We start from the raw sequence: 25,008 nt of genomic DNA, 5'->3' as shown, positions 1-25,008 counted from the left end.
GCCGTGCTCCCTTAGACTCGCGTCATGTCGAATTGCGCCTTCTGGCCGGTGCCGTAGCGGCGCAGCGCGCCGTCTTCACCGACCGCGTTCGGCCGCTGGAAGATCCAGTTCTGCCACGCGGTGAGGCGCGAGAAGATCTTCGATTCCATCGTCTCCGGCCCGACGAAGCGCAGATTGGCTTCCATGCCGGTGAGGCCGTCGGGCGAGAACGAGGTGCGCTCCTCGAAGAACACGCGGACCTCGTCGTCCCAGTCGATGTCGTCGAGCGCGAAGGTGACGAGACCGAGTTCCTCGGCCTCCTCCGCATCGAGCGCCTTGCCGATCGAGGCCTGCGCGCGCTCCAGATCCGACGGGTCGGCCTGGAAGCGCGACTGCAGCCGGGTCAGGCCGTGGCTCATCGGGTAGGGCCCGAAATTCATCGCAGTGAGCTCGATCGCCGGCGGCGGGCGGTTGTCGCCCTGCTTCTGGCCGATCAGCATGTAGGAGCGGTCGGCGGCGAGCACGAGTTCGGCCAGCGTGCCGACGAAGCAGGAGCCGGGCTCGACCAGTGTCACCAGCGTGCGCGAGGTGACGTCGATGCGCTTGAGCACGCGCTTCCAGTAATGCCTGACCTCGTTGACCAGCCAGTGCGCCTTGTTGGCGTCGAGGAACGCGTCATAGGACACGACATTGGCGCGGTCGCCGTGGCTCTTGAACACCAGCATCGCGATCTCGAGTTCGTTGATGCGCAGATGCAGGATCGCATCATCGAGCTCGCGCGCGACCTGCAGCGGCCAAAACGCGGCCCCCTGCCCGATCATGCCGTCGATATCGGCGGGCGCGGCGGCTTCCGGCGCCTTGATCGAGATAGTGGCGATGCGCGCGTTGCGATCGATGTCGACGCTGACGAAATCGTAGCGGATCGCGCTGTCGTCGACGGTCCGGTTGAGCTTCGTCAGCGCGATGCCCTTGCCGGCGCCGTTGCGCTTCGACCTGGCAGCGAATTCCTTGACGCGCTCGGCGAGCTTGCCCTCGAGCTTGGAGTTCGGCGCGATCTCATCGACCAGCCGCCACTGCACCGCGCGCTTGCCCTTGATGCCTTCCTCGATGGTGCAGAAGAAGTCGGCATGGTCGCGGCGCACCTTGCGCTTGTCGACCACGCGGGTGAGGCCGCCGGTGCCCGGCAGCACCGCGAGCAGCGGCACTTCAGGCAGCGCAACGGCGGCCGCGCCGTCGTCGGCCATCATGATGTGGTCGGTCGCGAGCGCCAGCTCATAGCCGCCGCCGGCCGCGGTGCCGTTGATCACGCAGATGAAGCTCTGGCCGGAATTCTCGCTGGAGTCTTCCAGACCGTTGCGGGTCTCGTTGGTGAACTTGCAGAAGTTGACCTTGTGGGCGTGGGTCGAGCCCGCCAGCATGCGGATGTTGGCGCCGGCGCAGAACACCCGGTTCTTGCCCGAGCGCATCACCACGACCTTGACCTCGGGATGCTCGAAGCGCAGCCGCTGCACGGCGTCCGCCAGCTCGATGTCGACGCCGAGGTCGTAGGAATTCAGCTTGAGCTGATAGCCCTCGAACAGGCCGGCATTCTCGTCAACGTCCATGGTGAGCGTCGCGACGTCGCCGGCGACGTCCAGCTTCCAGTGCCGGTAGCGCTGCGGCTCGGTCTGGAAATCGATGTATTTCGCCCCGCCTGCAAGGACGCGATCGTCGCCAGCCATTGGGCCACCCTTTGTCGTTGTTGGTTCTGATGTCTTCATGCACAATAGTGCATGTTTTCGATCCGGTCTAGTCCAAAATGCAAAAACATGCATTTTGTTTCATGTTCGGGAAAATGGACGTTCGGCCAATGGCCTAATGCGGCACTAAAGGTCAGGCTGCCAGCGTCCGGTCGTCCCGGAGCGCCGCCGTGGCGAAATCGGTGACCGCTTCCAGCGTCACCGCCGGAGCCTCGCGATGGGGCGAATGGCCGGCACCCTCGACAACCGTGACATCGACCGGGCAGTAGCACTCGTCCTTCGCGATCTCGACCTGGCGCATCGTGCCGTATTGGTCATTGGCGCCCTGCACGATCAGTACCGGCACGCGGATATAGGCGAGGTATTCGGAGATATCCCAGTCGCGGAATTTCGGATCGAGCCAGGCGTCGTTCCAGCCATAGAACGTGCTGTCGACATCCTTGTGCCAGCGCGCGAGCTTCTCCTTCAAGCTGGTGGTCTCGTACGCCGTCTTTGTGTCGGCGATCGATCTCACCGAGATATCCTCCACGATGAAGTGCGGCGCGATCAGCGCGAGCCCGTGCAGGCGATGATCCTGATGCGCGCCGGCATAGATCGCCGCGATCGATCCGCCATCGGAGTGGCCGACCAGGAGGCCTCGGCCGAAGCCGATCCCATCCAGCACTTTCGGCAACACGCCGAGCGCCTCGCGGTGCATGTAATCGAGCGGACGCGGCAATTTTGCCGGCGACGACGCGCCATAGCCCGCGCGCGAATAAGCGAACACGCCGGCACCGGTGGCGGCCTGAAGTCTTTCGGGGAAGTCGCCCCACAGGCCGACGCAGCCGAGGCCTTCATGCAGCATCACGATGGTCGGTGCGGCGTCGGGCGTCGGGCCGAGCATGCGGTATTCGAGTTCGGCGCCGTCGATGCTGAGGAAGCCCGTGGAATTCAAGTTCTGCATGACGGCACTCTCCTCATTCGTCGTCCCGGCACGGGGGCCGGGACCCATACGCCGCGGCCGTCGTTTTGGAAGATGCTGTTCGACGGCTTCCGCGCAACAACAAAAGCCTGTGGTAATGGGTCCCGGCCCCCGTGCGCAATTGCGCACTTGGCCGGGACGACGTGTGGAAAGACTACGGCGCACCATCGCGCAACTTGAAGCGCTGGATCTTTCCCGTCGCCGTCTTCGGCAGCGAGTCCACCACGTCGATCCAGCGCGGATATTTCCACGGGCCGATCTTCTGCTTGACATGCTCCTTCAGCGCCTCGTGCAGTCCATCCTTCGAGCTCTCGGGCCGCAGCACCACATAGGCCTTCGGCTTCAGCAATCCTTCCGGATCGGCTTCCGGCACCACGGCCGCTTCGAGCACCGCGGGATGGGTGATCAGCGCGCTCTCGACCTCGAACGGCGAGACCCAGATGCCGGAGACCTTGAACATGTCGTCGGCGCGGCCGCAGAAGGTGTAACGGCCCTCGGCATCGCGGATGTATTTGTCGCCGGTGCGGGTCCAGGCGCCCTCGAAGGTGGCGCGGCTCTTGGCGCGCTGGTTCCAGTAGCTCTCACCGGCGGAGGGTGCATCGACCAAAAGCTCGCCGACCTCGCCGTCGGTCACTTCGACGCCGATCTCATTCACCAGCCGCACCTTGTAGCCAGGCACCGGACGGCCCGATGAGCCGTACTTGATGTCGCCGGGCGCGTTCGACAGGAAGATGTGCAGCAGCTCGGTCGAACCGACACCGTCGAGGATGTCGACGCCGAACCGCGCGCGCCAGGCATTGCCGACCGACTCAGGCAGCGCCTCGCCGGCGGAGGTGCAGACGCGCAGACGGTTGCCGCCGGCCTGCGCCTTCATCGCCTCGTCGTTCAGCATCGCCGCGAACAGGGTCGGGACGCCGAAGAAGATGCTGGGATGGTACTTGTTCATCAGCGCGAACATCACCGCCGGCGTCGGGCGCTCGGCGTTCAGCACCGTGGTGGCGCCGACCGACATCGGGAAGGTCAGCGCATTGCCGAGGCCGTAGGCGAAGAACAATTTTGCCGCCGACAGGCCGACATCGTCCTCGCGGATGCCGAGCACCTGTTTTGCATAAGTCTCCGCGGTCGCGGCCATGTTGGAGTGCAGATGGCGCACGCCCTTCGGCATGCCGGTCGAGCCTGACGAGTAGAGCCAGAATGCCGGCTCGTCGGCATGGGTCGGCGCGGTCGTGAACACGTCGCTCTCGCGCGCGATCTCATCGGACAGCTTCTTGTGGCCGTGCGCCTCCTTGCCGGAGACGATGACATGCTCGAGGTCCGGCATGCGGCCGATGATATCCTTGACGACCGGCAGCAGCGCCTCGGAGACGAACAGCACGCGCGCCCGGCAATCGCCGAGGATGTAAGCGTATTGCTCCGCGGTCAGCAGCGTGTTGAGCGGCACCGGAATGATGCCGGCGCGGATCGCGCCAAGGAACACGGTCGGGAAATCGACCGTATCCAGCATGATCATGGCGACCCGCTCTTCGCGGCGGACGCCGAGCCGGCGCAGCATGTTGCCGACCCGGCGGGTCTGCTGCTGCAGCTGGCCATAGGTGAGCTGGGAGACCGTGTCGTCGAACACGACCTTGCCGCCGCGGCCCTCGTCGACGTTGCGGTCGAGCAGCCAGGTCACCGAATTGTAGGTCATGCCCCGCTCCTCACGCCGTCTCTCCCGTGGATATAAGAATTATAATTCATACAAAGCCACCACATCGGCTTGCTGTCAATCCTCATCGGCACTATGTTTCCTAGAGCCTCGATCCCGATTCAATCGGGATTTGCGCCTCGTACAGGGATCATGACCGCAGACAACGATCCGGAAACCGGCTTCCTGGAACAGCTCGGCCAGCGCGTGCGGACGATGCGCGCCCTGCGCGGCATGTCGCGGAAGGTGCTCGCCAAGGTCTCCGGCATTTCCGAACGCTACATCGCCCAGCTCGAAAGCGGCAAAGGCAATGTGTCGATAGTGCTGCTGCGCCGTGTCGCAGGCGCGATGGGCGCGCATCTCGAGGATCTCATTCCCTCCAGCGAGCCGGTGCCCGACTGGGCCGTGATCCGCGACCTCCTGCGCAAGGCATCGCCGAACCAGATTGCGCAGGCCAAGGACATCCTCGCCGGCGGCAGCGCGGCCGCGCCGCGGCGCGCCTCGTTCTCCGGCATCGCACTGATCGGCCTGCGCGGCGCCGGCAAGACCACGCTCGGCCGGATGCTGGCGAAGAAGATCGGCTGGAGCTTTGTCGAGCTCAACAAGGAGATCGAGGCCCAGAACGGCCTGTCGGTCGCCGAGATCATCGCGCTGTACGGCCAGGAAGGCTTCCGCCGCATGGAGCAGGCCGCGCTGACGCAGTTGCTGGCGCGGAAGGAATTGATGGTGTTGGCGACCGGCGGCGGCATCGTCTCCGAGCCGCTGACCTTCGACCTGATCCTGTCCTCGTTCTACACGATCTGGCTGAAGGCCGAGCCCGAAGAGCACATGGCCCGCGTCCGCCGCCAGGGCGATTTGCGTCCGATGGCCGACGACCGCTCGGCGATGGCCGAGCTGCGCAACATCCTGGTCAGCCGCGAGCCGCTTTACGCGCGCGCGTCGGCGGTGGTGGACACGGCGGGACTGTCAGTGGATGCGGCGGCGGCGCGGCTGATCGATTCAGTGCGGCCGGTGCTGCAGAACGAGGCGCGCTCGTTCGGTCTGCGCAGCGTGGCGCTGTAGCTGGCTACAGCAACCTGCTCTTCACGTCCTCAGCGCCTTCGCGCAGCAGCGGCAGGAAGCGGTCGATCAATTCCTGCTTCGCCACGCGGTCGACATGCGCGCCCATGTTGATGGCGGCGACGATAGTGCCGTCGTAGCGGCGCACCGGCACCGAGATCGAGCGGAAATGCGGCTCGGCCTCGCGGTCGACCAGCGAGTAGCCCTGCGCGCGATCGGTGATGATGCTGGCGAGCAACTGCTTCGGGTCGGTCACGGTCAGCGGCGTCACCGGATCGCGGCGCATCGTCTTCAGCCGCGCAGCAAGCTCGTCGTCGGCGAACCGGCCCAGCATGGCGCGGCCGACCGAGGTGCAGAAGGCCGGCAGCCGGTAGCCGATATCGAGGCCACCGGAGAACACGCGGGTCGGGCTGCTTCGCGCAACGAACACGACATCGTCGCGGTCGAGAAGCGCGAGCGAGGCGATCTCCCGCGCTGACGTCGCGATCCGGTCGAGCACCGGCTGCAGCACCGTCACCACCTGGTTGGATTGCAGGAACGAGCCCGCCAGCGTCAGCACATGCGGCGTCAGTGTGAACAGCTTGCCGTCGGCAACGACAAAGCCGCCATGCGCGAGCGTGAACAGGATGCGGCGCGCGGTGGCGCGCGGCAGGCCGGCGGCGCGGGCAAGATCGCTCAGCGTCGCAGGTCCCGAGACCTTGCCGAACACCTGGAGCAGCCGCAGGCCGCGGTCGAGGCTCTCGACGAAGTCAGTGCCGCGCTCGTCCCGATCGGTCCGTTTCAGCTTGGGCATGGTCCCGGCTTTGAACGGTTCAAAATAACGCTTACTGTTCTGAACAGAGATGGCATAACTCGCCCATTTGTTCAATAAACGAACAAATTCGATCCGGAGATTGCCGCCATGATGAGTCAGGAACAGAACGATCTGATCACCCGCACCGGCCGCAATACCCCCTGCGGCAAGCTGATGCGCATGTACTGGCAGCCGGCGGCACTGGTGGATGAGCTGGACGGTCCGCGCCCGGTGCGGCCGGTCCGGCTGCTCGGCGAAAACCTGGTGCTGTTTCGCGGCGAGGACGGCCGCTACGGGCTGATCGATCGCCACTGTGCGCATCGCGGCGCCGACCTCGCCTTCGGCCGGCTCGAGAATGGCGGGCTGCGTTGCGCCTTCCATGGCTGGCTGTTCGATACGACCGGCCAGTGCATCGAGACGCCGGCCGAACCCGCCGGCTCGCAGCTCTGCAAGGGCATCAGGCAGCGCTCCTATCCGGTGATCGAGAAGAGCGGCATCCTCTGGGCCTATCTCGGCGAGGGCGAGCCGCCGGCGTTTGCGGAGCTCGACTGCTTCGTCGCGCCGGGCAGCCATACGTTCGCCTTCAAGGGCCACATGAACTGCAACTGGCTGCAGGCGCTCGAGGTCGGCATCGATCCGGCGCACGCCTCCTTTCTGCATCGCTTCTTCGAGGACGAGGACACCTCGGCCGCCTACGGCAAGCAGTTCCGCGGCGCCTCGGCCGGCAGCGACATGCCGATGACGAAAATTTTGCGCGAGTACGATCGTCCGATCATTAATGTCGAGCACACCGAATACGGATTGCGCCTGATCGCGCTGCGCGAGCTCGACGAACAGAGCACCCATGTGCGCGTCACCAATCAGCTGTTCCCGCACGGCTTCGTGATTCCGATGTCGACCGAGATGACCATCACGCAGTGGCACGTGCCGGTCGACGACGAGAACTGCTACTGGTACGCGATCTTCACCAGCTATACGAACCCGGTCGACAAGAAGAAGATGCGCGACCAGCGGCTCGAGCTCTATACGCTGCCGGACTACAAATCGCGCAAGAACAAGAGCAACGACTACGGCTTCGATCCGCACGAGCAGGCGACCGAGACCTATACCGGCATGGGCGCCGACATCAACGTCCACGACCAGTGGGCGGTGGAATCGATGGGCGCGATTCAGGACCGCACCAACGAGCATCTCGGCCAGAGCGACAAGGCGATCGTGCAGTATCGCCGCCTGCTGCGGCAGGAGATCGAGAAGGTTGCCGGCGGCGAGAGACCGATGCTGTTCCTCGATGAGGTTTCCGCGCGCAGCATCCAGGGGCCCGCGACGATGGACGGCATCGGACCGACGCAAGGCTGGGAGCTCTACTGGATGGAAGTCGACGTCAAGCGCCGCCGCGGCGCGCCGTGGGCCGCCCCGGTGCCGCGCGAGATCGCCGGCAAGGTGCCGCATCTGACGGCGGCTGAGTGATGAGCGCTCAGATGGCGCAGCACGCCCCTCTTCACCTCGCCCCGCTTGCGGGGAGAGGTCGGATCGCATCGCCAGATGCGATCCGGGTGAGGGGGTACAGGTCCATCGACCCATCTCACTCGCGGAGGGAGCCCCTCACCCCGACCCTCCAAGAGCGAGCTCCGCTCGTCTCGGCCCCGCAAGAGCGGGGCGAGGGAGAAGAAAGAGGAGCAACGCCGTGAGATTCGTCGAGCGTCACGGCCTGTGGTCGGACGAACAGAAGGAAGCGGCCGCTCGCCTGCGCCGTGTCGTCGAGGAGCAGAACCTCGAGGTCATCCGCCTCTCCTTCCCCGACCAGCACGGCATCCTGCGCGGCAAGACGCTGATCGCGTCCGAAGCGGTGCGTTCGCTCGAAGGCGGCTGCTCGATCACCACGACGATGCTGGCCAAGGACACCTCGCACAAGACGGTGTTCCCGGTGTTCACCGCCGGCGGCGGTTTCGGCATGAAGGAGATGGAAGGCGCGGCCGACGTGCTGATGGTCGCCGACCCCACCACGTTCCGCGTGCTGCCCTGGGCGCAGAACACCGGCTGGGTGCTGTGCGATCTCTATTTCAGCGACGGCCGTCCGGTGCCGTTCGCAACCCGCAACCTCTATCGCAAGGTGCTCGATCAGCTCGGCAGCCGCGGCTACGACTTCGTCGCCGGGCTCGAGGTCGAATTCCATCTGTTCAAGCTCGACGACGCGCACATGGCGCCTGAAGATGCCGGCCAGCCCGGGCGGCCGCCATCGGTCAGCCTGCTGTCGCAGGGCTACCAGTACCTCACCGAGCAGCGCTACGATCTGATGGAGCCGGCGCTGGAGATCATCCGCCGCGACATCATCGCGCTCGGCCTGCCGCTGCGCTCGGTCGAGGTCGAGTTCGGCCCGAGCCAGTGCGAATTCACCTTCGCGCCGACGGTTGGCCTCGCGCCGGCCGATACGATGGTGCTGTTCCGCTCCGCAGTGAAGCAAGTCGCGCGCCGCCACGGCTATCACGCCACCTTCATGTGCCGGCCGAAGCTGCCGAACGTGTTCGCCTCCGGCTGGCACCTGCACCAGTCGCTGGTGTCGCGCGCGAGCGGCGAGAACGTCTTCATGGCGAAGGAAGGCGGCGAGCCGCTCAGCGCGCTCGGCCGCGCCTGGCTCGCCGGCCTGATCGAGCACGCGCGCGCCTCGACCGTGTTCACGACGCCGACCATCAACGGCTACAAGCGCTACCGCTCCTATTCGCTGGCGCCCGACCGCGCGATCTGGGGCCGCGACAACCGCGGCGTGATGATCCGCGTGCTCGGCGGCGCCAACGATCCGGCGACGCGGCTGGAGAACCGGATCGGCGAGCCGGCCGCCAACCCGTATCTCTACATGGCCTCGCAGATCCTCTCCGGTCTCGACGGCGTCGACCGCAAGCTCGATCCCGGCCCATCGGCCGATACGCCCTACGAGACCAAGGCCGCGCTGCTGCCGAAGTCGCTCCGCGAGGCCGTGTTCGCGCTCAACGACGACCCGTTCTTCCGCGAGGCGTTGGGGCCGGAGTTCGTCGACTATTACGTCTTCATCAAGAACGCGGAGATCGAGCGCTTCCAGGCCGAAGTGTCGGACTGGGAGCAGCGCGAATATTTCGAGATGTTTTGACGTTGTTCACCGCGGGCACAACCCTTCGTCGGTCATCCTGAGGAGCGCGCAGCGCGTCTCGAAGGATGCACGGCGACAGTCGGGCCGTCGCCCCTTCGAGACGCGCGCTATGCGCGCTCCTCAGTGTGACGGTGATGGGTTTGACACGCCGATTCAGCCGTCAAATCCCCAGATACCGATGCTGCAGGTCGGGCTCGGCGACTAGTTGCTCGCTGGTGCCGCTCCACACCGTCTTGCCGCGCTCGATGATGTAGTGGCGGTCGGCGATGCGGGCCAAATTTCCGACGTTCTTGTCGATCACCAGCACCGACTGCCCGCGGCCTTTCAGCATCGACAGGCAGTTCCAGATCTCGTCGCGGATCAGTGGCGCGAGGCCTTCGGTGGCCTCGTCGAGGATCAGGAGTTTTGGATTGGTCATCAGCGCGCGGCCGATCGCCAGCATCTGCTGCTCGCCGCCGGACAGTGTGACGCCCATGTTACTCGAGCGCTCGGCCAGCCGCGGAAACAGCGCGTGGATCTTCTCGATGGTCCAGGGATCTGAGGCGCCGAGCCGGTTGCCGGACGCGGCGACGAGATTTTCGCGCACTGTGAGGTTCGGGAAAATCTGGCGTCCCTCGGGCACGAGGCCGATGCCGAGCTTGGCGATCTTGTAGGACGGCAGGCCGCGCACCGCCTCGCCGGCGAAGCGGATGGCGCCGGCGCGGGCCGGGGTCAGGCCCATGATCGAGCGGATGGTGGTGGTCTTGCCCATGCCGTTGCGGCCCATCAGCGCGACCATCTCGCCGGCCTTGATCTGCAGCGACAGGCCGAACAGCACCTGACTCAGGCCGTAGCAGGTCTCGATCGCGTCGACTTCCAACAACGTATCAGTCATGGCGCGTCACCGCATGCTGTTCGCCGAGATAGGCGCGCTTGACCTCGTCGTGCTTGCGGATCGCATCGGGCACGTCGCAGGCGATGACGCGGCCATAGACCAGCACCGTGATGCGGTCGGCGAGCGCGAACACCGCCTCCATGTCGTGCTCGACCAGCACGATGGTGACTTCCTTGCGCAGCTCCTTGAGCAGCGCGACCATCCGCGCAGATTCAGTGACGCCGAGGCCGGCCATCGGCTCGTCCAGCAGCAGGAGCTGCGGCCTGGTCGCGAGCGCGACGGCGAGCTCGAGCTCGCGCTGCTCGCCATGGCTGAGTTGGGAGACCACGATATCGGCGCGCTTGCCGAGCCCGACGCGCTCCAGCGCGGCGCGCGCAGCGGCGCGCAGATGCTGTTCCTTGCGCGCATTGCCCCAGAAGCGGAAGGAGTGGCCGTCATGCGCCTGCGCCGCCAGCGCCACATTGTCGATCGCGGAAAAGTCCTTCAGCAGCGAGGTGATCTGGAACGAGCGCGCGAGGCCAAGCCGGCTGCGCTTGTAGGACGGCAGGCCGGTGACGTCGCGGCCGCCGAAATGGATGCTGCCGGAGTTCGGCATCAGCTGCCCGGTGAGCTGGCTGATCAGCGTGGTCTTGCCGGCGCCGTTGGGGCCGATGATGGCGTGCAGCTCGCCCGGCACCACCTCCAGCGAGAGGTTGTCGGTCGCGGTGATGCCGCCGAAGCGGCGCACCAGATTGTCGACGCGCAACAAGGGATTTGGCAACGGATCAGGCACGGTGCGTCCTCCCGAGCAGGCCCATGATGCCGCCGCGCGCGAACAGCACGATCAGCAGCAGCAGCGGCCCCATGATCAACGCCCAGTATTCGGTGAACTGCGACAGCAGCTCCTCCAGCACCAGGAAGACGATGGCGCCGATGACCGGGCCGAACAGCGAGCCCATGCCGCCGAGGATCACCATCACCATGAGGTCGCCGGAGCGCGTCCAGTACATCACCGCCGGGCTGACGAAGTCGGTGTTGTTGGCGAGCAGCGCGCCGGCAAGACCGCAGATCGTGCCCGCGATCACGAAGCAGACCAGCCGGTAGCGGTTGGCGTGGAAGCCGATCGCCTGCATGCGTTGCTCGTTCGAGCGGACGCCCTGCACCACGAGGCCGAAGCGCGAATTGACGATACGCCAGATCAAATAGAGGCCGCCGAACAGGCAGGCGAGGCAGAGATAATAGAACTGCGTGCGGTCCGACAGGTTGATCAGGCCGGCGAAATCGCTGCGCTTGTAGACCGTGAGGCCGTCGTCACCACCGTAGCGCGACAGCGCCGAGGCGATGTAGTAGGCCATCTGCGCGAAGGCCAGCGTGATCATGATGAAGTAGACGCCGCGGGTGCGCAGCGAGAGCGCGCCGACCACGAGGGCGAACAGCGCCGAGACCGCGAGCGCCACCGGCCACTGAATGAAGCCGGAGCCGAACCCTTCGGCGGCGAGGATGCCGACCGCATAGCCGCCGATGCCGAGATAGGCGGCGTGGCCGAAGCTCATCATGCCGCCGTAGCCCATGATCAGGTTCAGGCTCGCCGCGGCCAGCGCCAGGATCACGATGCGGGTGAACAGCGTGAGGATGAAGATGTTGCCGGTGACCGCCGAATAGACCGGCAGCAGCACCAGGGCGGCGCAGACGATCGCCGCGACGGCGTTGGAGGCGTTGAGCTTGGGCATCTTCATCGCTTGGCCGCCGGAAACAGCCCTTCCGGCCGCACCACGAGCACGATCGCCATCAGGAGATAGATCAGCATCGAGGACAGCGCCGGCGCCGCGGTCGAGGCCGCCGCGCCGCTCAAGACCTTGCGCAGCAGGTCGGGCAGGAAGGCGCGGCCCATCGTGTCGATGATGCCGACGAAGATCGCGGCCATGAACGCGCCGCGGATCGAGCCGATGCCGCCGATCACGATGATGACGAAGGCCAGGATCAGGATGTTCTCGCCCATGCCGATCTGCACGGTGAGGATCGGCGCCTGCATCAGCCCGGCAAGGCCGGCGAGCGCGGCACCGAGGCCGAACACCAGCGTGAAGAGCAGCTTGATGTTGATGCCGAGCGCACCGATCATCTCGCGGTTCGAGGCGCCGGCCCGGATCAGCATGCCGATCCGGGTGCGCATCACCACGAGATAGAGCAGCGCCGCGACCGCGAGCGCGACCACGATGATCATCAGGCGGTAGGCCGGATAGTAGACGCCGGGGATGATCTGTACCGGCACGGTCAGCCAGGCCGGCAGCGGCAGCGCGAGGCCGGCCGGGCCCCAGATCAGCCGCACGGCGTCGTTGAAGAACAGGATCAGGCCGAAGGTCGCCAGCACCTGGTCGAGATGGTCGCGGCCGTAGAGATGTCTCAGCGCGACATATTCCAGCACGATGCCGAGCAGCAGCGTGGCGCCGAGTGCCATCAGCGTGCCGAGCACGAAGCTGCCGGTCCAGGCCACGAAGGTCGCCGCGAAATAGGCGCCCATCATGTAGAGCGAGCCGTGCGCCAGATTGACGAAGTCCATGATGCCGAACACCAGCGTCAGGCCGGCTGCCAGCAGGAACAGCAGGAGCCCGAATTGCAGTCCGTTCAGCAGTTGTTCGATGACGAGATACATGGAGCCTTCATCTCGGGCTGAAACAAAACAGCGGCAGCGCGCACGCGCCGCCGCTTTTACGGCTTGTTGTTATTCTCCCTCGCCCCGCTCTTGCGGGGAGAGGGCTGGGGTGAGGGGCTGTCTCCACAGACCTAATTCGTGGTGAGTCCCCCTCACCCGATCGCTTCGCGATCGACCTCTCCCCGCAAGCGGGGCGAGGTGAACAGAAAGCAAGCCGCGCGCCAAAATGGCTCGAGGATCACTTCATTGGGCACTTGTCGTGGAAGCGGTCCTGGTCGTCCTTGACGATGGTCGCAACCGTCTTCAGCGAGAGCTGGCCGTCGGCGTCCTTGACCACGTCCTGCAGATAGAAATTCTGGATCGGAATGTGGTTCTTGCCGTATTTGAACGGGCCGCGCAGCGACTTGAAGTTGGCCTTCTCCATCTCGGCCTTCATCGCGTCCTTCTTGGTGAGGTCGCCCTTCACCGCGACGACCGCGCTGTTGATCAGCTGGGCGGCGTCATAGGCCTGAGCGCCGTAATAGGTCGGGCGCAGGCCGGTGTACTTCTTGCGGTAGTCCGCGACGAACTTCTTGTTCTCGTCGTTCGGCAGGTCGTTGACCCATTCCTGCGCGCCGGGAATGCCGATCGCATTGTCCTTCTGCAGCGGCAACGACAATTCGTCGACCGTGAACGCGGTGTAGAGCGGGATCTGCTGCTTGATGCCGGCCTGAGCGTACTGGTTCAGGAACTGGACGCCGGCGGCGCCCGGATAGAACACGAAGATCGACTCGGCCTTGGAGTTGCGCGCCTTGGTCAGCTCGGCGGAGAAGTCGAGCTGGCTCGGCCACACCGTGTATTCCTCGCCGACCACCTCGCCCTTGAAGGTGCTCTTCACTCCCGCGAGCATGTCCTTGCCGGCGGCGTAGTTCGGGCCGATCAGGAACACCGACTTGACGCCCTTCTGGTTCATGTAGAGGCCCATCGCGGCGGGCGTCTGGTCGTTCTGCCAGGAGGTCGAGAACACATAGGGCGAGCACAGTTCGCCGGCGAGCTGCGACGGACCGGCATTGGCCGAGATCAGGAAGGTCTTGCTGTCGACCGCGGTCTTCAGCGAGGCCAGCAGCACGTTCGACCAGATGTAACCGACGATGAAGTCGACCTTGTCGGACTGCACCAGCTTCTCGGTCTTCTGCTTGCCGACGTCGGGCTTCTGCTGGTCGTCCTCGTAGATCACCTCGACTGGCTTGCCGTCGATCTTGCGGCCGAGATGGTCGAGCGCGAGCTCGAACGAATTGCGCATGTCGTTGCCGATCACGGCGGTCGGGCCGCTGAAGGTCGAGACAAAGCCGATCTTGATGCTGTCAGCCGCCGTCGCAGGCTGTGCCAGCGCCAATGCCATGGCGCCTGCCAGCCAAAATGCCTTCTTCATATTCACTCCCCTCCTCAACCAAAAAATTCCCGCCAGGCCCTTGGAAGCCGGTCTGGCGCCGCGCTTGGATGCGCGGTTCTCGTGATCTGTTTTGTGCGCGATATCGCAAGTCTGCAGCAAGCACGAACCGACGGCCCTGCTTTAGAACCTTCGGCGCATACCCCAGCACCTTGCATCATAATTCGTCCAATTCCGCCGTGGCAAGAAATATAATGCCGGTTGCGGGGGCAACGATTGTCGCAGGTCGGGCGCTCTCCGACGCTGCCCGGCCCACGACCATGGCGCGAGATCCGGCTGCGATTCCGGCACCCGCGCTTCGTCGCGGCGCTGCCAATCCGCCAAGTTCGGCCGGTCCCTTACGAGGCCGGCTTCTGGCGGCCCTCATTGTCGCCGAACGCTTCCTCCCGGTACAAACCGAGCGCGTGCATCACCGGCAGGTCGTTGAAGGCGAACAGGCAGGCGTCGTCGCCGGATGAAGCGTTGGCGTGCTCGTGCCAGGCCCAGGACGGCACGCAGAAGATGTCGCGCTCCTTCCAGTCGAAGCGCTTGCCGTCGATGATCGAGTGGCCGCTGCCCTTCGCCACCTGGTAGATCACGCTGCCGGTGTGGCGATGCGCCCGCGTCGCCTCGCCGGCCCGCAGCAGTTGCATCGAGGCGCCGATGGTCTGCATCACCGGCCCGCCGGTGACCGGGTTGACGTAGTTCATCAGGATGCCGTCGTAGGGCGAGCCGTCGCTCGCCTTGCCATAGCGCTGCAATGCCTCGTAGGTCGGGCCCCACTCGTATTTCAGCAGCGGCGAATAGCCGTTGCTCCATTCCGCGCCCGCCGGCCGCAGGCCCGGATTGCCCCAGGCGTGGGTCATGTCGTCGACGGGATAGCCGACGCTCTGCTGCATGTTCGGATGCACGGCGTAGAAGTTGGCCTCGAGCGCATTGACCAGGGGAATGTCGAGGCCGTCCTGCCAGATGCAAGCGGTGCCGTCGCTATCAACGCCGTGTTCATGCCAGGTGCCGTTCGGCGTCAGCACGAAATCATTGGCGCCGAGCGTCAGCTTGTGGCCGTCGACGATGGTGTAGGCGCCCTTGCCTTCCATGATGAAGCGCAGCGCCGAGGCGGAGTGCGCATGCGCCGACGCCACCTCGCCCGGATGCATCACCTGCAGCCCGGAATAGAGCCAGCCGACCGCGGCGGCGTGCTCGCGGCGTCCGGGATTGTTCAGATAGATGACGCGGCGGCCGGCCTTCTCCGGCGACACCAGTTCGACCGAGCGCAGCACGTGCGCCCGCAGATCCTCGTAGCGCCACAGCACCGGGACGGATGATGATCTGGGCTGCCAGGGCTCGATCTTGTTGGCGACGGTCCACAGCGCGCCGGCATCGAGATTTTCCAGCTCGTCGTAATAGGCAAGCAGCTCGGGCGTGTCCTCGACATTGGCCCGCCCGGCGACGTTTTCCCGATGGTTTTCACGAGGTCCTGTTGCCATTCCGGCCTCCTGAGATAGCAATCATATAAAATCAATTCATCGTTCGATGCAATTTAGCGGCATGAGGTTGCCGCCGCGGCGACCGAGGCCGTCGCCCGCCTGACGGCGCCAGCGCAATTTTACGCAATTGGTCAAGCAATCCGAAACCAAGCCCAGGCACGGCACGCCGTGGTTCACGGTCTTGAAAGCATCGCCGGGCGAGGTTCCGTCCAAAGGGACGGGTCGCATGTTGAATTACATCTTCGGCTTCAACGCCCGAATGGGCAGGCTGGCATTCTTCTTCAGCAGCTTCGTGATCGGCTGCGGCTACATCGTGCTGGTGTTCGGCGTCACCGGCAGTACGGCGAATGGCAGGACGGATGTGCTGCTGGCGCAGGCCGCGAACAGCACGCCGCTGCTGATCGGCTTCTACGCCGTGCTCGCCATCACCTTCATGCTGCAGTCGATGCGGATCCGCGACATCGGCTGGGATCCGGTTTGCGTGATGGTGGGATGGGTTGCGCTGGTCGTGATCGACCGGCTGGTCGCCGGCCGGTACCCGGAATATGCGCTGACCTACCAGAACAACAGCACCGTGGTCGGCGCGTTCGTCAACAGCGCGCTGATGCTGGTCCTGCTCTTCTGGCCGGGCCACTCCGATGAACTGCCGGCGGATGACGCAGGCGACGATGCCTCCTGGCGCCGGAGCAGCACGCCGGGTGTCGCCACCAGCCGCATCGCCCGCGTCGCGGGCGGCGAGGGAAGGACGCGGTAATCCAACCACCACCGTCGTCCCTGCTCTCACAGGGACGACGGCGGGTTTGTTGCGACCGCTCACCCTACATCCACCACCCACTCCGCCCCGTCGATCGCATACGGCGCGTGGCGGAAATCCCTGATCGCGGCGACGTGGTCGGCCGACCAGTCCAGCAGCATGAAGGATTTCGGCGGCGCATCCGGCTCGCGCGGGTCGAACACCAGGATCGCGGGACGCCCCTCGACCTGTCCGGCGACGAGGTGCCAGTCGCCGACCTTCGAATAGTTGGTGAAATAACGCGACACCTCCGCCTTGCCGTTCAGCCTGGTGCGATTGACCAGCTCGAGCCTGATGTCGTCGGCGATCATGGCGCGGATGGCGTCGAAGTCGCGAGCGTTGAAGCGGCTGACATACGCATTGAGCCTGACGCGATCGGCCTCCGCCAGGCCGGGCCGCGGCGCATCATCAGGCTCGCGTGCGAAGGCGCGCAGCTGCGTCCGCCCGCGATGCAGCGCCGCCTTCACCGCCGGCAGGCTGAAATCCATGATGCCGCAGACCTCCTGCAGCGAGCAGCCGAGCACGTCCATCAGGATCACGCTGGCGCGCTGCGCCACCGGCAGGCGCATGAAGGTGCGCAGGCTGCTCGCCGCGATCTGACGGCGCTCCAGCTCGTCGAGCCGATCGGCAATCATCTCCACCTCCTCGGCCGCATGCAGCGCCTCCTGGCGGTTGCGCCGCCTGAGGAAATCGAGCGCGGTGTTGTGCGCGATCCGGAACAGCCAGGCCTCGACGTTCTCGACCGGCGCCGCGGAGCCGAAGGCTTCCACCGCCTTGATCAGCGCATCCTGCAGCACGTCCTCGCCGTCGATCACCGAGCCGCACATGCGCGCGCAGTAGCGATGCAGCCTCGGCCGCATCGCCGCGAGATGGTGTTCGAGATCGACGGCAGAGGATGCCGGCATCGTTGCGCTCCGCAACCGGGTCAGGACTCGTCCAGCATACGATAATTGCCGACGACGGTGACGCCGTTCCGCAACGGCGGCTCGACGCAGCGATCGCGAATGCCGTCCTGGAACGCCTGGAACGCACTGAGCTTCGGGATCGGGCTCGAGCCGTCCTCGGCAGTGCTCTCGATCAGATGCACGAACATGTCGTCCTCCAGCCGCAGCGTCAGGTAGCGCACGCCGTCCGGGCTTGCCGCCTTCAACTCGGCGAAGACAGCCGCGGCCAACGCCGCATTCTTGTCCGCCAGTTCGGGCTTGGTCTTGTACCTGATCAGGGTTCGTCTCATGGCTCTCTCCTTGGGATGTAGGTCGTCGTGTTCCCAAGGACGTTTGGCGGATGGCAAAGGATGCGGTGGGCCAAAAAAATCTGTCGTCCCTGCTTTTGCAGGAACGACGGGATGATAGACGTTCGCTATCGCCCGATAGGCAATCGCCGCTTGGAACGGACACCCGAATGCCCACATAATCAACGTGTGGAGACATTAGACCCGAGGTCACCTGTCATGACGCAAGCGCCGGCCAAACCTCATCGCGTGGTGATCGTTGGCGCCGGTTTCGGCGGGCTGGAGGCCGCGTTCGGCCTGTCGGGCGCGCCGGTCGAGATCACGCTGATCGACCGCCGCAACCATCATCTGTTCCAGCCGCTGCTCTACCAGGTCGCGACCGCCTCGCTCGCCACCAGCGAGATCGCCTGGCCGATCCGTTATCTGTTGCGCGACCGGCCCGATGTGACGACGCTGTTCGCCAATGTCGGCGGCGTCGACGCCGCCAACAAACGCGTGCTGCTCGATGACGGCGACAGCATCGCCTACGACACGCTGATCCTCGCCACCGGCGCGCGCCACGCTTATTTCGGCCATGACGAATGGGAGCCGTTCGCGCCCGGGCTGAAGACGCTGGAGGACGCCACGACGCTGCGGCGGCGCATCCTGGTCGCGTTCGAGCGTGCCGAGCGCGAGACCGATCCGGCGATCCGCGCCGCGCTGCTGACCTTCGTCGTGGTCGGCGCCGGTCCGACCGGCGTCGAGATGGCCGGCACCATCGCCGACCTCGCCAAGGACACGCTGCCGCGCGATTTCCGCCATATCGATACAAGGATGGCACGCGTGGTGCTGATCGAGGCCGGACCGCGCGTGCTGGCCGGCTTTCCCGACGATCTCTCCGCCTACGCGCACCGCGCACTGGAGGGCATCGGCGTCGAGGTGGTGCTCGGCGAAGCGGTCACCGAATGCTCGGGCGATGGCGTGGTCTATGGCGGAAAGAAGCTTGCCGCGCGCACCATCGTGTGGGCCGCCGGCGTGCGCGCCTCGCGCGCCGCCGAATGGCTGGGAGCGCCGGCCGACCGCGCGCAGCGGCTGCAGGTCGAGCCTGACCTGACGGTGCCCGGCCATCCCGACATCTTCGCCGTCGGCGACACCGTCACCATCAAGGACGCCGACGGCAATCCAGTGCCCGGCATCGCGCCGGCCGCCAAGCAGGAGGGCCGCTATGCGGCAGCCCTGATCAAGGCGCGGCTCAAGGGCGAGACGCTGGCGCCGTTCCGCTACAAGCATGCCGGCAGCCTCGCGCAGATCGGTAAGCGGCTCGCGGTGATCGACTTCGGCAAGATCAAGCTGCGCGGCGCCCTCGCGTGGTGGATCTGGGGCATCGCCCACATCTACTTCCTGATCGGCCTGCGCAACCGCCTCAGCGTGGCGCTGAGCTGGCTCTGGATCCACGCCCGCAACCAGCGCGCCGCCCGGCTGATTACGCAGGGCAGCAGCAAGGTTGCGCAGTAGGCGGCGTGGGCGCGCGAGAACTAACCACAACGTCGTCCCGGCTTTCGCCGGGACGACTCGTGAGAGATGCCAAATGCACGGCCTCTCAGGATCACGGACGAGGCGAAGGACCCTCGCCTATTTCACCAGCGAGCAACCGCCGTCGGCGAGCGGCCGGAATGCCTGCTCGGCCGGAATCGTCGCGATCTGCTTGTAGTAGTCGTAGGGATACTTCGACTCCTCCGGCTTCTTCACCTCGAACAGATACATCGGGTGGATGACGCGGCCGTCCTGGCGGATCGTGGTCTCGCCGAACAGCTTGTCCTTGCCCTTGAAGGTCTTCATCTGCGGCACGACCACCTTGGCATCATCGCTGCCGGTGGCGGCGACCGCGTTGAGATAGGCGAGCGTCGAGGCGTAGACGCCGGCCTGGTTGCCGCTCGGCATCTTGCCGTTCATGCCGGGACGCGCGGCAAACCGCTTGGCGAAGGCGCGGGTGTCGTCGTTCATGTCCCAATAGAAGGCTTCGAGCAACTGCAGGCCCTGCGCGACCTTCAGTCCCATGCCGTGGATGTCGTTCACGAACAGCAGGAACGCGACCATGGTCTGGCCGCCCTGCTGGATGCCGAACTCGGCCGCCTGCTTCACCGCATTGATGGTGTCGCCGCCGGCGTTGGCGAGGCCGATCACCTTGGCCTTGGAACTCTGCGCCTGCAACAGGAAGGAGGCGAAGTCCGAGGTGCCGAGCGGATGCTTGCTGGAGCCGAGCACCTTGCCGCCGTGCTTCTCGATGTAGTTGGTGGCCTCGGCCTCGATGCCCTTGCCGAGCGCATAGTCGACCGTGACGAAGTACCAGTCCTTGCCACCGCGCTGCATCATCGCCGCCGCGGTGGTGTTGCCGGTGGCCCAGGCGTCGTTCACCCATTGAATGGTGTTCGGCGAGCAGGCCTTGCCGGTGAGATCGGAGCTCGCGGTCGACGATGCCAGGAACGTCATCCTGGAGTCGCGCAGGATGGTGTTGATGGCGAGCCCGACCGCCGAGTTCGGTACGTCGACGATGGCATCGACGCCCTCGACATCGAGCCATTTGCGCGCGATCGCAGACCCAACGTCGGCCTTGTTCTGATGATCGGCGTAGACGATCTCGACCTTGATGCCCTTGCCGCCGCCGCCAAAATCCTCCGCTGCCATCCGCGCGGCTTCCACCGAGCCCATGCCGTTGGTGTCCTGGAAGATGCCGGAGATGTCGTTCAGCACGCCGACGCGCACCACGTCGCCGGAAATCTCCGCGCGCGCACTCCCGGCAGTGCAGGCCAATGCCAGCGCCAGACCAACCCCAAATCCCCTCATGATCTCCTCCGTTGTGTTGTTGGCGAGCCGGTTCGTCAGGCCGGCGTGATCTCGACCGGCAGGCTGTCGAGCCCGCGCAGCGTGTTGTTGAAGCGGCGCTTCGGCTCGCCGGTGATTTCGATCCTGGCAACCCGGCGCGCCAGCGCCGCCATCATCACCTCGCCTTCGAGGCGAGCAACCAGTTGCCCGACACACATGTGGATGCCCGAGCCGTAACCGACATGGCCCGACGTGCGGCGCGTGATGTCGTAGCTGTCGGGCTTGTCCCAGCGCCGCGGATCGCGGTTGGCCGCGGCAAGGAACATCAGCACCTTCTCGCCTTCCGGGATTTCGGCGCCACTGAGCTCGACGCCGCGGGTGGTGGTGCGGAAGAAGGTCTGGACCGGACTTTCGAACCGCACGGCCTCCTCGAAGGCGTTGCGCGCCAGCGTGGGATCACTGCGCAGTTTCTGGAACTGGTCGGGGAAGCGCGCGAGGCAATAGACGGCGGCACCGATGCCGTTGACGGTCGTGTCGAGACCGGCCGACAGCAGCGAGCGCACCAGCAGCGGCGCCTCGGGTGCGGTGATGGCACCGTCGTCGACATGGGCATGGATGCAGGCGCCAATGCCGCCCGGGGTGAGATTGTCGCGCTGGCACTGCTCGGCGATGTAGCTCTGGTGCGGCGCCGAGCGTTCGATGGCGTCCTTGCGCAGCTCATTCGGCGGGCCGAAGGCGTTGAACACCAGGCTCGCGTAGGGCAGCAGATGCTCACGCCCCTCCGGCCGCAGGCCCAGCGCATCCGGAAAGATCGACAGCGGATAAGCCTCGGCCAGATCCGCGATCGCATCAAAACTGCGCCGCTCCAGCAACTCGTCGACGCGGGCCTCCGCGGCAGCGGCGAACCGCCCGCGGAGCTGCTTCATCACGGTCGCCGACAGCACCGTGCTCAGCACCGCGCGGGTGCGGGTATGGGCCGGCGGATCGGCCTCCAGGATCAGGCTCGGCGGCCGCCAAGGTTTCTCCTTGGCGAAGTCGCTGAGCCCGACGCCCCGGCTGGAGCAGAACGTCGCCGGGTCGTTCAGCACCGCATGGACCTCGGCATAGCGCGCCACGCCATAGACGTTCCACTTGTCGAGGTAGACCACCGGTGCGGCCTCGCGCAGCCGCTCATGGGTCGGGTAGGGATCGGCGAAGAACTCGAGCGCGAACGGATCGACGTCGAGATGCGGGACGGACGTGCCGGTTGTGACAGTCATCGGGACCTCCGGAGGTTTGATCTTGTCAATACGCGCCGCATGTCTATTGCTCACGGACAATTTCGCAGCGATGATTTGAGAGATGAGCAGTCAGCCCCTCCCCCGAAAGCCCCGCCGGCCGAAACCGGCCGATCCCGCAGATGCCGCGGACGGCCTGTTGCTCGACCTCAACCGCTATGTGCCGGCGTTCATCACCTTCATCGGCAACAAGCTGTCGAACAGCGCCACTGCCTATTACCAGAAGAATTTCGGCGTCAACGTCACCGAGTGGCGGATCATTTCGCAGCTTGCGATCGAGCCCGGCATTCCGGCCTCCCGCATCTGCCAGGTGATCGGTTTCGACAAGGGGCCGGTGAGCCGCAACCTTGCGGCGATGCAGAAGCGCGGCCTGCTGACGATCCGCACCGCGCCCGACGACGGCCGCACTCACGCGATCACGCTGACGGCGCGGGGACGCGCGGTCCATGACAAGGTCATCGTTGCGGCGCTGGAGCGCGAGCGGCGGCTGCTGTCCTGCCTGAAGAAGGACGAGCGTGAGGTGCTGATCGACCTGCTGCGGCGGCTGCACGAGAATCTCGGCGCCGTGACCGGGCAAAGCACGACCTGACGGCATAGCCGGCCCGCGCGCGTAGCCCTGCGGGACCGCGGCATTGCCAAAGCTGTCGACTGTCCATGCTGTTCGCGCCGTACTGCGCAATCGTTTTCCTCCTGACAACGCGGCCGTTGACCGGCCCCTGCTCATTGGGGCGGAAACTCGCACAGCTTAGTTGCTATGGCAACTAAAAAGGCGTGCGCGTGCAGCGCGGCGAGAGGAAGCATCGGGAACCCGTAGCCCGGATGAAGCGCAGCGCAATCCGGGACGGCCTCTCCGCGGAGGGACTGCCCCGGATTACGCTCCGCTCCATCCGGGCTACGAAGTGAGTGCATGGAAGCGCGCTGCGCACCACTCGGTGTCGTCCCGGCGAAGGCCGGGACCCATAATCACCGCTCGTCAGGGCTTGAGCAAGCTGGGACCACAGCCCGACCTAACAACTTAATCCAGTGTTTATGGGTCCTGGCTTGCGCCAGGACGACGGCGGTAGGCGCTGCGGCCGCTATCCACCACAGGCGATCGGCTCGCCTGACGCGTCATCCTCCAATTCCGCCACGGCCGCTGCGCGGCGGGTCAGCACGGCGCGCTGGTTGATGTAGCCCTTGTCGGTGATCTCGCCGCCATCGACCGAAGCGGGTTCGGCCAGCAGCAACGCGCGGGTGGCGTGGCCGGAGGAGTGGCCGCCCTGCGCCTTCAGCTTGGCCAGCCCCTGCGCGATCGCGGAGCGGACCGCTGCATGACCGATTGCCTCCGCCGCGCCGGTGGTCTCGGGCAATCCCGCCAGCGCGCGGCAGGCGGCAAGGTTCGGGAACACCAAAAAGCGCACCTCGTCGCGTCCGTGGCCGGCCACGACGATGTCCTGCGCGAGCGGCGCCAGCGCCGCGATGCCGGCGACACGCAGCGTGCCGACGCTGACCCAGGTGCCGGAATTGAGCTTGAAATCCTCGGCGACGCGGCCGTCGAAGAACAGGCCGAGCTCAGGCCTGTCAGGGTCGGCGAAGGTGACGGCGTCGCCGATCTGGTAGAAGCCCTCGTCATCGAACGCCTGCGCGGTCAGCTCGGGCGCCTTCCAGTAGCCGGGCGTGACGTTCGGCCCGCGTACGCGCACCTCGAGCTTGTCGCCGGACGGCACCAGCTTCAGCTCGGTGCCGGATATCGGCACGCCGATATTGCCGGAGCGCTTGGCGAGGAAGTGACAATCGGTCGCGAGCGGCGAAGTCTCGGTCGAGCCCCAGGCCGAGACCATCGGCAGGCGGCGGCCGACCGTCTTCAGCGACAGCTCCTCCAGCGCATCCCACAGATTCTGCGGCAGCGCCGCGCCGGCATAGAAGGCGAACTTGGTGCCTTCGAAGAATTTGCGGCACAGCGCCTCGTCGCTGCGAAGCGCCGCGATCAGCATGTCGAAGCCGCGCGGCACGTTGAAATAGACCGTCGGCACCACGCTGCGCAGGTTGGCGAGCGAGGTCGCGAACAGGCCGGGCGCCGGCTTGCCGCCATCGATATAGAGCGTGCCGCCGTTGCGCAGCACGAGGTTGAAATTGTGGTTGGCGCCGAAGGTGTGGCTCCACGGCAGCCAGTCCAGAATGACGAGTTCGTCGCCGGCCTCCTCCAGGAAGGTCCAGGTCTGTGCCTTGGCCTGCTGGCTCGACGTCAGCATGCGCTGGGTGTTGATCACGGCCTTCGGCGTGCCGGTCGAGCCCGAGGTGAACAGGAATTTTGCGATCGTGTCCGGCCTCACCGCCGCGAACGCCTTTGCAACATCAGGCGTCTCCGGCGTCGCCGCGATCGTGCGGAACGGCAGTGCATCGGCATCGCCGGGATTGCCGCTGACGATGGTGGCCCGATGCAGCGGCTCGATCGCGGCCAGCGCCGCCGCGAACGGCTTCGTGCCGACCACATAGATCGCGCCGGGCTCGAGCAGCGTGATCATGCTCTTCAGCTTGTCGAAGTCCTTCGACATCAGCGAATAGGCCGGCGAGATCGCCGCCGAGGGCACGCCGACATGCTGCGCCGCCAGCGCAAACAGCGCGTGATCGATGCTGTTGTCGGAGAGGATGACGAGCGGCCGCTCCGCGCTCAGGCCCTGCGCCAGGATCCAGGACGCCGCCGCACGGACGATCCGGCGCGCATCGCGATAGCTGACGGTGGTCCAGGGGGCATCGGCGCCGGCGCGCTCGCCGAGAAAGATGCGATCCGGCGCCTGCCGCGCCCAGTGCTCCAGCCAGTCGCCGACGCAGCGGGCGCTTTCTTTCAGCGGCACGGTAGAGCGGACAAGGATGCTGCCGTCGGCGCGGCGGTCCGCGACGATCGCTGGTGTTGCGAACAGGCTTTGGGGATCGTCACCACCGGTAGCGGCTCTCGTCATGGCTTCCTCCTCGCCCGTGTCTTGCGGGACCGCGCGTTGGCAGCACGGTCCCGGCCAGGCTTTGGCCATAGTGTTGCGCATTCCGGATTGTTGTCGTCAACAACAATATTGTTCGCCAGGTCCGGCGAGGTTCAGCAAGCATGACCCGCGACAAGCGGCGGGGTTCTTGCGAAAGCCGCCTGAGCACCCCGCCCAATAATTAGGCAATCGTTCTCATGAGGGAGACTCATTT

General features: G+C 65.7%; 21 protein-coding genes. 6 read left to right on the top strand and 15 right to left on the bottom strand.

Going from position 1 to position 25,008, the window contains the following annotated elements; genetic code table 11:
• Nucleotides 1-11 precede the first annotated feature (11 nt).
• The 3 genes from boxC to JQ633_RS06165 form a co-directional block, all read right to left on the bottom strand.
• Nucleotides 12-1,700 carry a 2,3-epoxybenzoyl-CoA dihydrolase gene (boxC, locus tag JQ633_RS06175; RefSeq protein WP_211983494.1) on the bottom strand — a complete coding sequence of 563 codons (1,689 nt, stop codon included), beginning with the start codon at nucleotides 1,698-1,700 and terminating at the stop codon, nucleotides 12-14.
• A 151-nt stretch (nucleotides 1,701-1,851) separates the two neighbouring features.
• Complete coding sequence (locus tag JQ633_RS06170; RefSeq protein ID WP_211983493.1) at nucleotides 1,852-2,661, bottom strand: alpha/beta fold hydrolase; 810 nt, start codon at nucleotides 2,659-2,661, stop codon at nucleotides 1,852-1,854.
• Between the two features lie 172 nt (nucleotides 2,662-2,833).
• Nucleotides 2,834-4,366: a benzoate-CoA ligase family protein gene (locus JQ633_RS06165; RefSeq protein ID WP_211983492.1), complete on the bottom strand. Its 1,533-nt coding sequence runs from the start codon at nucleotides 4,364-4,366 to the stop codon at nucleotides 2,834-2,836.
• Between the two features lie 150 nt (nucleotides 4,367-4,516).
• Here JQ633_RS06165 and JQ633_RS06160 point away from each other — a divergent pair, with 150 nt between their 5' ends.
• Nucleotides 4,517-5,425: a helix-turn-helix transcriptional regulator gene (locus JQ633_RS06160; RefSeq protein ID WP_211983491.1), complete on the top strand. Its 909-nt coding sequence runs from the start codon at nucleotides 4,517-4,519 to the stop codon at nucleotides 5,423-5,425.
• Between the two features lie 4 nt (nucleotides 5,426-5,429).
• On the opposite strand, the gene JQ633_RS06155 is transcribed toward JQ633_RS06160, so the two are convergent.
• A complete protein-coding gene (locus tag JQ633_RS06155; protein ID WP_211983490.1) occupies nucleotides 5,430-6,215 on the bottom strand; it encodes an IclR family transcriptional regulator domain-containing protein in 786 nt (261 codons plus the stop codon).
• A 108-nt stretch (nucleotides 6,216-6,323) separates the two neighbouring features.
• On the opposite strand from JQ633_RS06155, the gene JQ633_RS06150 reads away from it, so the two are divergent.
• Both JQ633_RS06150 and JQ633_RS06145 read left to right on the top strand, forming a co-directional pair.
• Nucleotides 6,324-7,682 carry an aromatic ring-hydroxylating dioxygenase subunit alpha gene (locus JQ633_RS06150; RefSeq protein ID WP_211983488.1) on the top strand — a complete coding sequence of 453 codons (1,359 nt, stop codon included), beginning with the start codon at nucleotides 6,324-6,326 and terminating at the stop codon, nucleotides 7,680-7,682.
• Between the two features lie 217 nt (nucleotides 7,683-7,899).
• Complete coding sequence (locus tag JQ633_RS06145) at nucleotides 7,900-9,336, top strand: glutamine synthetase family protein (protein ID WP_211983486.1); 1,437 nt, start codon at nucleotides 7,900-7,902, stop codon at nucleotides 9,334-9,336.
• A 160-nt stretch (nucleotides 9,337-9,496) separates the two neighbouring features.
• Here the strand turns inward: JQ633_RS06145 and JQ633_RS06140 are convergent, their stop codons facing one another.
• From JQ633_RS06140 to JQ633_RS06115, 6 genes are all read right to left on the bottom strand, one after another.
• Nucleotides 9,497-10,210: an ABC transporter ATP-binding protein gene (locus JQ633_RS06140; RefSeq protein WP_211983483.1), complete on the bottom strand. Its 714-nt coding sequence runs from the start codon at nucleotides 10,208-10,210 to the stop codon at nucleotides 9,497-9,499.
• Nucleotides 10,203-10,970, bottom strand: a complete 768-nt coding sequence (locus tag JQ633_RS06135) for an ABC transporter ATP-binding protein (protein ID WP_211984161.1) — start codon at nucleotides 10,968-10,970, stop codon at nucleotides 10,203-10,205. The genes JQ633_RS06140 and JQ633_RS06135 overlap by 8 nt, the downstream gene beginning before the upstream one ends.
• A gap of 4 nt (nucleotides 10,971-10,974) precedes the next feature.
• On the bottom strand, nucleotides 10,975-11,919 hold the full coding sequence (locus JQ633_RS06130; protein ID WP_211984159.1) for a branched-chain amino acid ABC transporter permease: 945 nt from the start codon (nucleotides 11,917-11,919) through the stop codon (nucleotides 10,975-10,977).
• A 2-nt stretch (nucleotides 11,920-11,921) separates the two neighbouring features.
• A complete protein-coding gene (locus JQ633_RS06125; protein WP_211983481.1) occupies nucleotides 11,922-12,839 on the bottom strand; it encodes a branched-chain amino acid ABC transporter permease in 918 nt (305 codons plus the stop codon).
• A gap of 238 nt (nucleotides 12,840-13,077) precedes the next feature.
• The gene (locus tag JQ633_RS06120; RefSeq protein ID WP_211983479.1) at nucleotides 13,078-14,250 is read right to left on the bottom strand and encodes an ABC transporter substrate-binding protein; all 1,173 of its coding nucleotides are present in this window, start codon (nucleotides 14,248-14,250) and stop codon (nucleotides 13,078-13,080) included.
• A gap of 356 nt (nucleotides 14,251-14,606) precedes the next feature.
• Complete coding sequence (locus JQ633_RS06115) at nucleotides 14,607-15,734, bottom strand: cupin domain-containing protein (RefSeq protein WP_211983477.1); 1,128 nt, start codon at nucleotides 15,732-15,734, stop codon at nucleotides 14,607-14,609.
• 226 nt (nucleotides 15,735-15,960) lie between these two features.
• On the opposite strand from JQ633_RS06115, the gene JQ633_RS06110 reads away from it, so the two are divergent.
• Nucleotides 15,961-16,488 carry a DUF805 domain-containing protein gene (locus JQ633_RS06110; protein ID WP_211983475.1) on the top strand — a complete coding sequence of 176 codons (528 nt, stop codon included), beginning with the start codon at nucleotides 15,961-15,963 and terminating at the stop codon, nucleotides 16,486-16,488.
• A gap of 59 nt (nucleotides 16,489-16,547) precedes the next feature.
• On the opposite strand, the gene JQ633_RS06105 is transcribed toward JQ633_RS06110, so the two are convergent.
• Both JQ633_RS06105 and JQ633_RS06100 read right to left on the bottom strand, forming a co-directional pair.
• Nucleotides 16,548-17,432 (bottom strand): sigma-70 family RNA polymerase sigma factor, encoded by an 885-nt coding sequence (locus JQ633_RS06105; RefSeq protein WP_211983473.1) that lies wholly within the window; start codon nucleotides 17,430-17,432, stop codon nucleotides 16,548-16,550.
• Between the two features lie 20 nt (nucleotides 17,433-17,452).
• Complete coding sequence (locus tag JQ633_RS06100) at nucleotides 17,453-17,761, bottom strand: hypothetical protein (protein ID WP_211983471.1); 309 nt, start codon at nucleotides 17,759-17,761, stop codon at nucleotides 17,453-17,455.
• 216 nt (nucleotides 17,762-17,977) lie between these two features.
• Between JQ633_RS06100 and JQ633_RS06095 the strand changes: the two genes are divergently transcribed.
• Nucleotides 17,978-19,252 carry an NAD(P)/FAD-dependent oxidoreductase gene (locus tag JQ633_RS06095; protein ID WP_211983469.1) on the top strand — a complete coding sequence of 425 codons (1,275 nt, stop codon included), beginning with the start codon at nucleotides 17,978-17,980 and terminating at the stop codon, nucleotides 19,250-19,252.
• 117 nt (nucleotides 19,253-19,369) lie between these two features.
• Here JQ633_RS06095 and JQ633_RS06090 read toward each other — a convergent pair whose 3' ends face one another.
• Together JQ633_RS06090 and JQ633_RS06085 are read right to left on the bottom strand one after the other, a co-directional pair.
• Nucleotides 19,370-20,581 carry an ABC transporter substrate-binding protein gene (locus tag JQ633_RS06090; RefSeq protein ID WP_211983467.1) on the bottom strand — a complete coding sequence of 404 codons (1,212 nt, stop codon included), beginning with the start codon at nucleotides 20,579-20,581 and terminating at the stop codon, nucleotides 19,370-19,372.
• Nucleotides 20,582-20,616: 35 nt separating this feature from the next.
• On the bottom strand, nucleotides 20,617-21,819 hold the full coding sequence (locus JQ633_RS06085) for a cytochrome P450 (RefSeq protein WP_211983465.1): 1,203 nt from the start codon (nucleotides 21,817-21,819) through the stop codon (nucleotides 20,617-20,619).
• Between the two features lie 82 nt (nucleotides 21,820-21,901).
• Between JQ633_RS06085 and JQ633_RS06080 the strand changes: the two genes are divergently transcribed.
• On the top strand, nucleotides 21,902-22,426 hold the full coding sequence (locus JQ633_RS06080; RefSeq protein WP_249158867.1) for a MarR family winged helix-turn-helix transcriptional regulator: 525 nt from the start codon (nucleotides 21,902-21,904) through the stop codon (nucleotides 22,424-22,426).
• A gap of 487 nt (nucleotides 22,427-22,913) precedes the next feature.
• Here the strand turns inward: JQ633_RS06080 and JQ633_RS06075 are convergent, their stop codons facing one another.
• Nucleotides 22,914-24,776 (bottom strand): feruloyl-CoA synthase, encoded by a 1,863-nt coding sequence (locus JQ633_RS06075; protein WP_211983463.1) that lies wholly within the window; start codon nucleotides 24,774-24,776, stop codon nucleotides 22,914-22,916.
• Nucleotides 24,777-25,008 lie beyond the last annotated feature (232 nt).

The organism is Bradyrhizobium tropiciagri (genome assembly GCF_018130505.1).
In the GTDB taxonomy this organism is placed as follows: domain Bacteria; phylum Pseudomonadota; class Alphaproteobacteria; order Rhizobiales; family Xanthobacteraceae; genus Bradyrhizobium; species Bradyrhizobium tropiciagri_B.
This window is presented reverse-complemented; position numbering and strand designations above follow the sequence as displayed.

Bases quoted from the DNA above. Each gene is read 5' to 3' on its own strand.
- boxC (WP_211983494.1), bottom strand. From the start codon at position 1,700: ATGGCTGGCGACGATCGCGTCCTTGCAGGCGGGGCGAAATACATCGAT.
- JQ633_RS06170 (WP_211983493.1), bottom strand. From the start codon at position 2,661: ATGCAGAACTTGAATTCCACGGGCTTCCTCAGCATCGACGGCGCCGAA.
- JQ633_RS06165 (WP_211983492.1), bottom strand. From the start codon at position 4,366: ATGACCTACAATTCGGTGACCTGGCTGCTCGACCGCAACGTCGACGAG.
- JQ633_RS06160 (WP_211983491.1), top strand. From the start codon at position 4,517: ATGACCGCAGACAACGATCCGGAAACCGGCTTCCTGGAACAGCTCGGC.
- JQ633_RS06155 (WP_211983490.1), bottom strand. From the start codon at position 6,215: ATGCCCAAGCTGAAACGGACCGATCGGGACGAGCGCGGCACTGACTTC.
- JQ633_RS06150 (WP_211983488.1), top strand. From the start codon at position 6,324: ATGATGAGTCAGGAACAGAACGATCTGATCACCCGCACCGGCCGCAAT.
- JQ633_RS06140 (WP_211983483.1), bottom strand. From the start codon at position 10,210: ATGACTGATACGTTGTTGGAAGTCGACGCGATCGAGACCTGCTACGGC.
- JQ633_RS06130 (WP_211984159.1), bottom strand. From the start codon at position 11,919: ATGCCCAAGCTCAACGCCTCCAACGCCGTCGCGGCGATCGTCTGCGCC.
- JQ633_RS06125 (WP_211983481.1), bottom strand. From the start codon at position 12,839: ATGTATCTCGTCATCGAACAACTGCTGAACGGACTGCAATTCGGGCTC.
- JQ633_RS06120 (WP_211983479.1), bottom strand. From the start codon at position 14,250: ATGAAGAAGGCATTTTGGCTGGCAGGCGCCATGGCATTGGCGCTGGCA.
- JQ633_RS06115 (WP_211983477.1), bottom strand. From the start codon at position 15,734: ATGGCAACAGGACCTCGTGAAAACCATCGGGAAAACGTCGCCGGGCGG.
- JQ633_RS06110 (WP_211983475.1), top strand. From the start codon at position 15,961: ATGTTGAATTACATCTTCGGCTTCAACGCCCGAATGGGCAGGCTGGCA.
- JQ633_RS06105 (WP_211983473.1), bottom strand. From the start codon at position 17,432: ATGCCGGCATCCTCTGCCGTCGATCTCGAACACCATCTCGCGGCGATG.
- JQ633_RS06100 (WP_211983471.1), bottom strand. From the start codon at position 17,761: ATGAGACGAACCCTGATCAGGTACAAGACCAAGCCCGAACTGGCGGAC.
- JQ633_RS06095 (WP_211983469.1), top strand. From the start codon at position 17,978: ATGACGCAAGCGCCGGCCAAACCTCATCGCGTGGTGATCGTTGGCGCC.
- JQ633_RS06090 (WP_211983467.1), bottom strand. From the start codon at position 20,581: ATGAGGGGATTTGGGGTTGGTCTGGCGCTGGCATTGGCCTGCACTGCC.
- JQ633_RS06085 (WP_211983465.1), bottom strand. From the start codon at position 21,819: ATGACTGTCACAACCGGCACGTCCGTCCCGCATCTCGACGTCGATCCG.
- JQ633_RS06080 (WP_249158867.1), top strand. From the start codon at position 21,902: ATGAGCAGTCAGCCCCTCCCCCGAAAGCCCCGCCGGCCGAAACCGGCC.
- JQ633_RS06075 (WP_211983463.1), bottom strand. From the start codon at position 24,776: ATGACGAGAGCCGCTACCGGTGGTGACGATCCCCAAAGCCTGTTCGCA.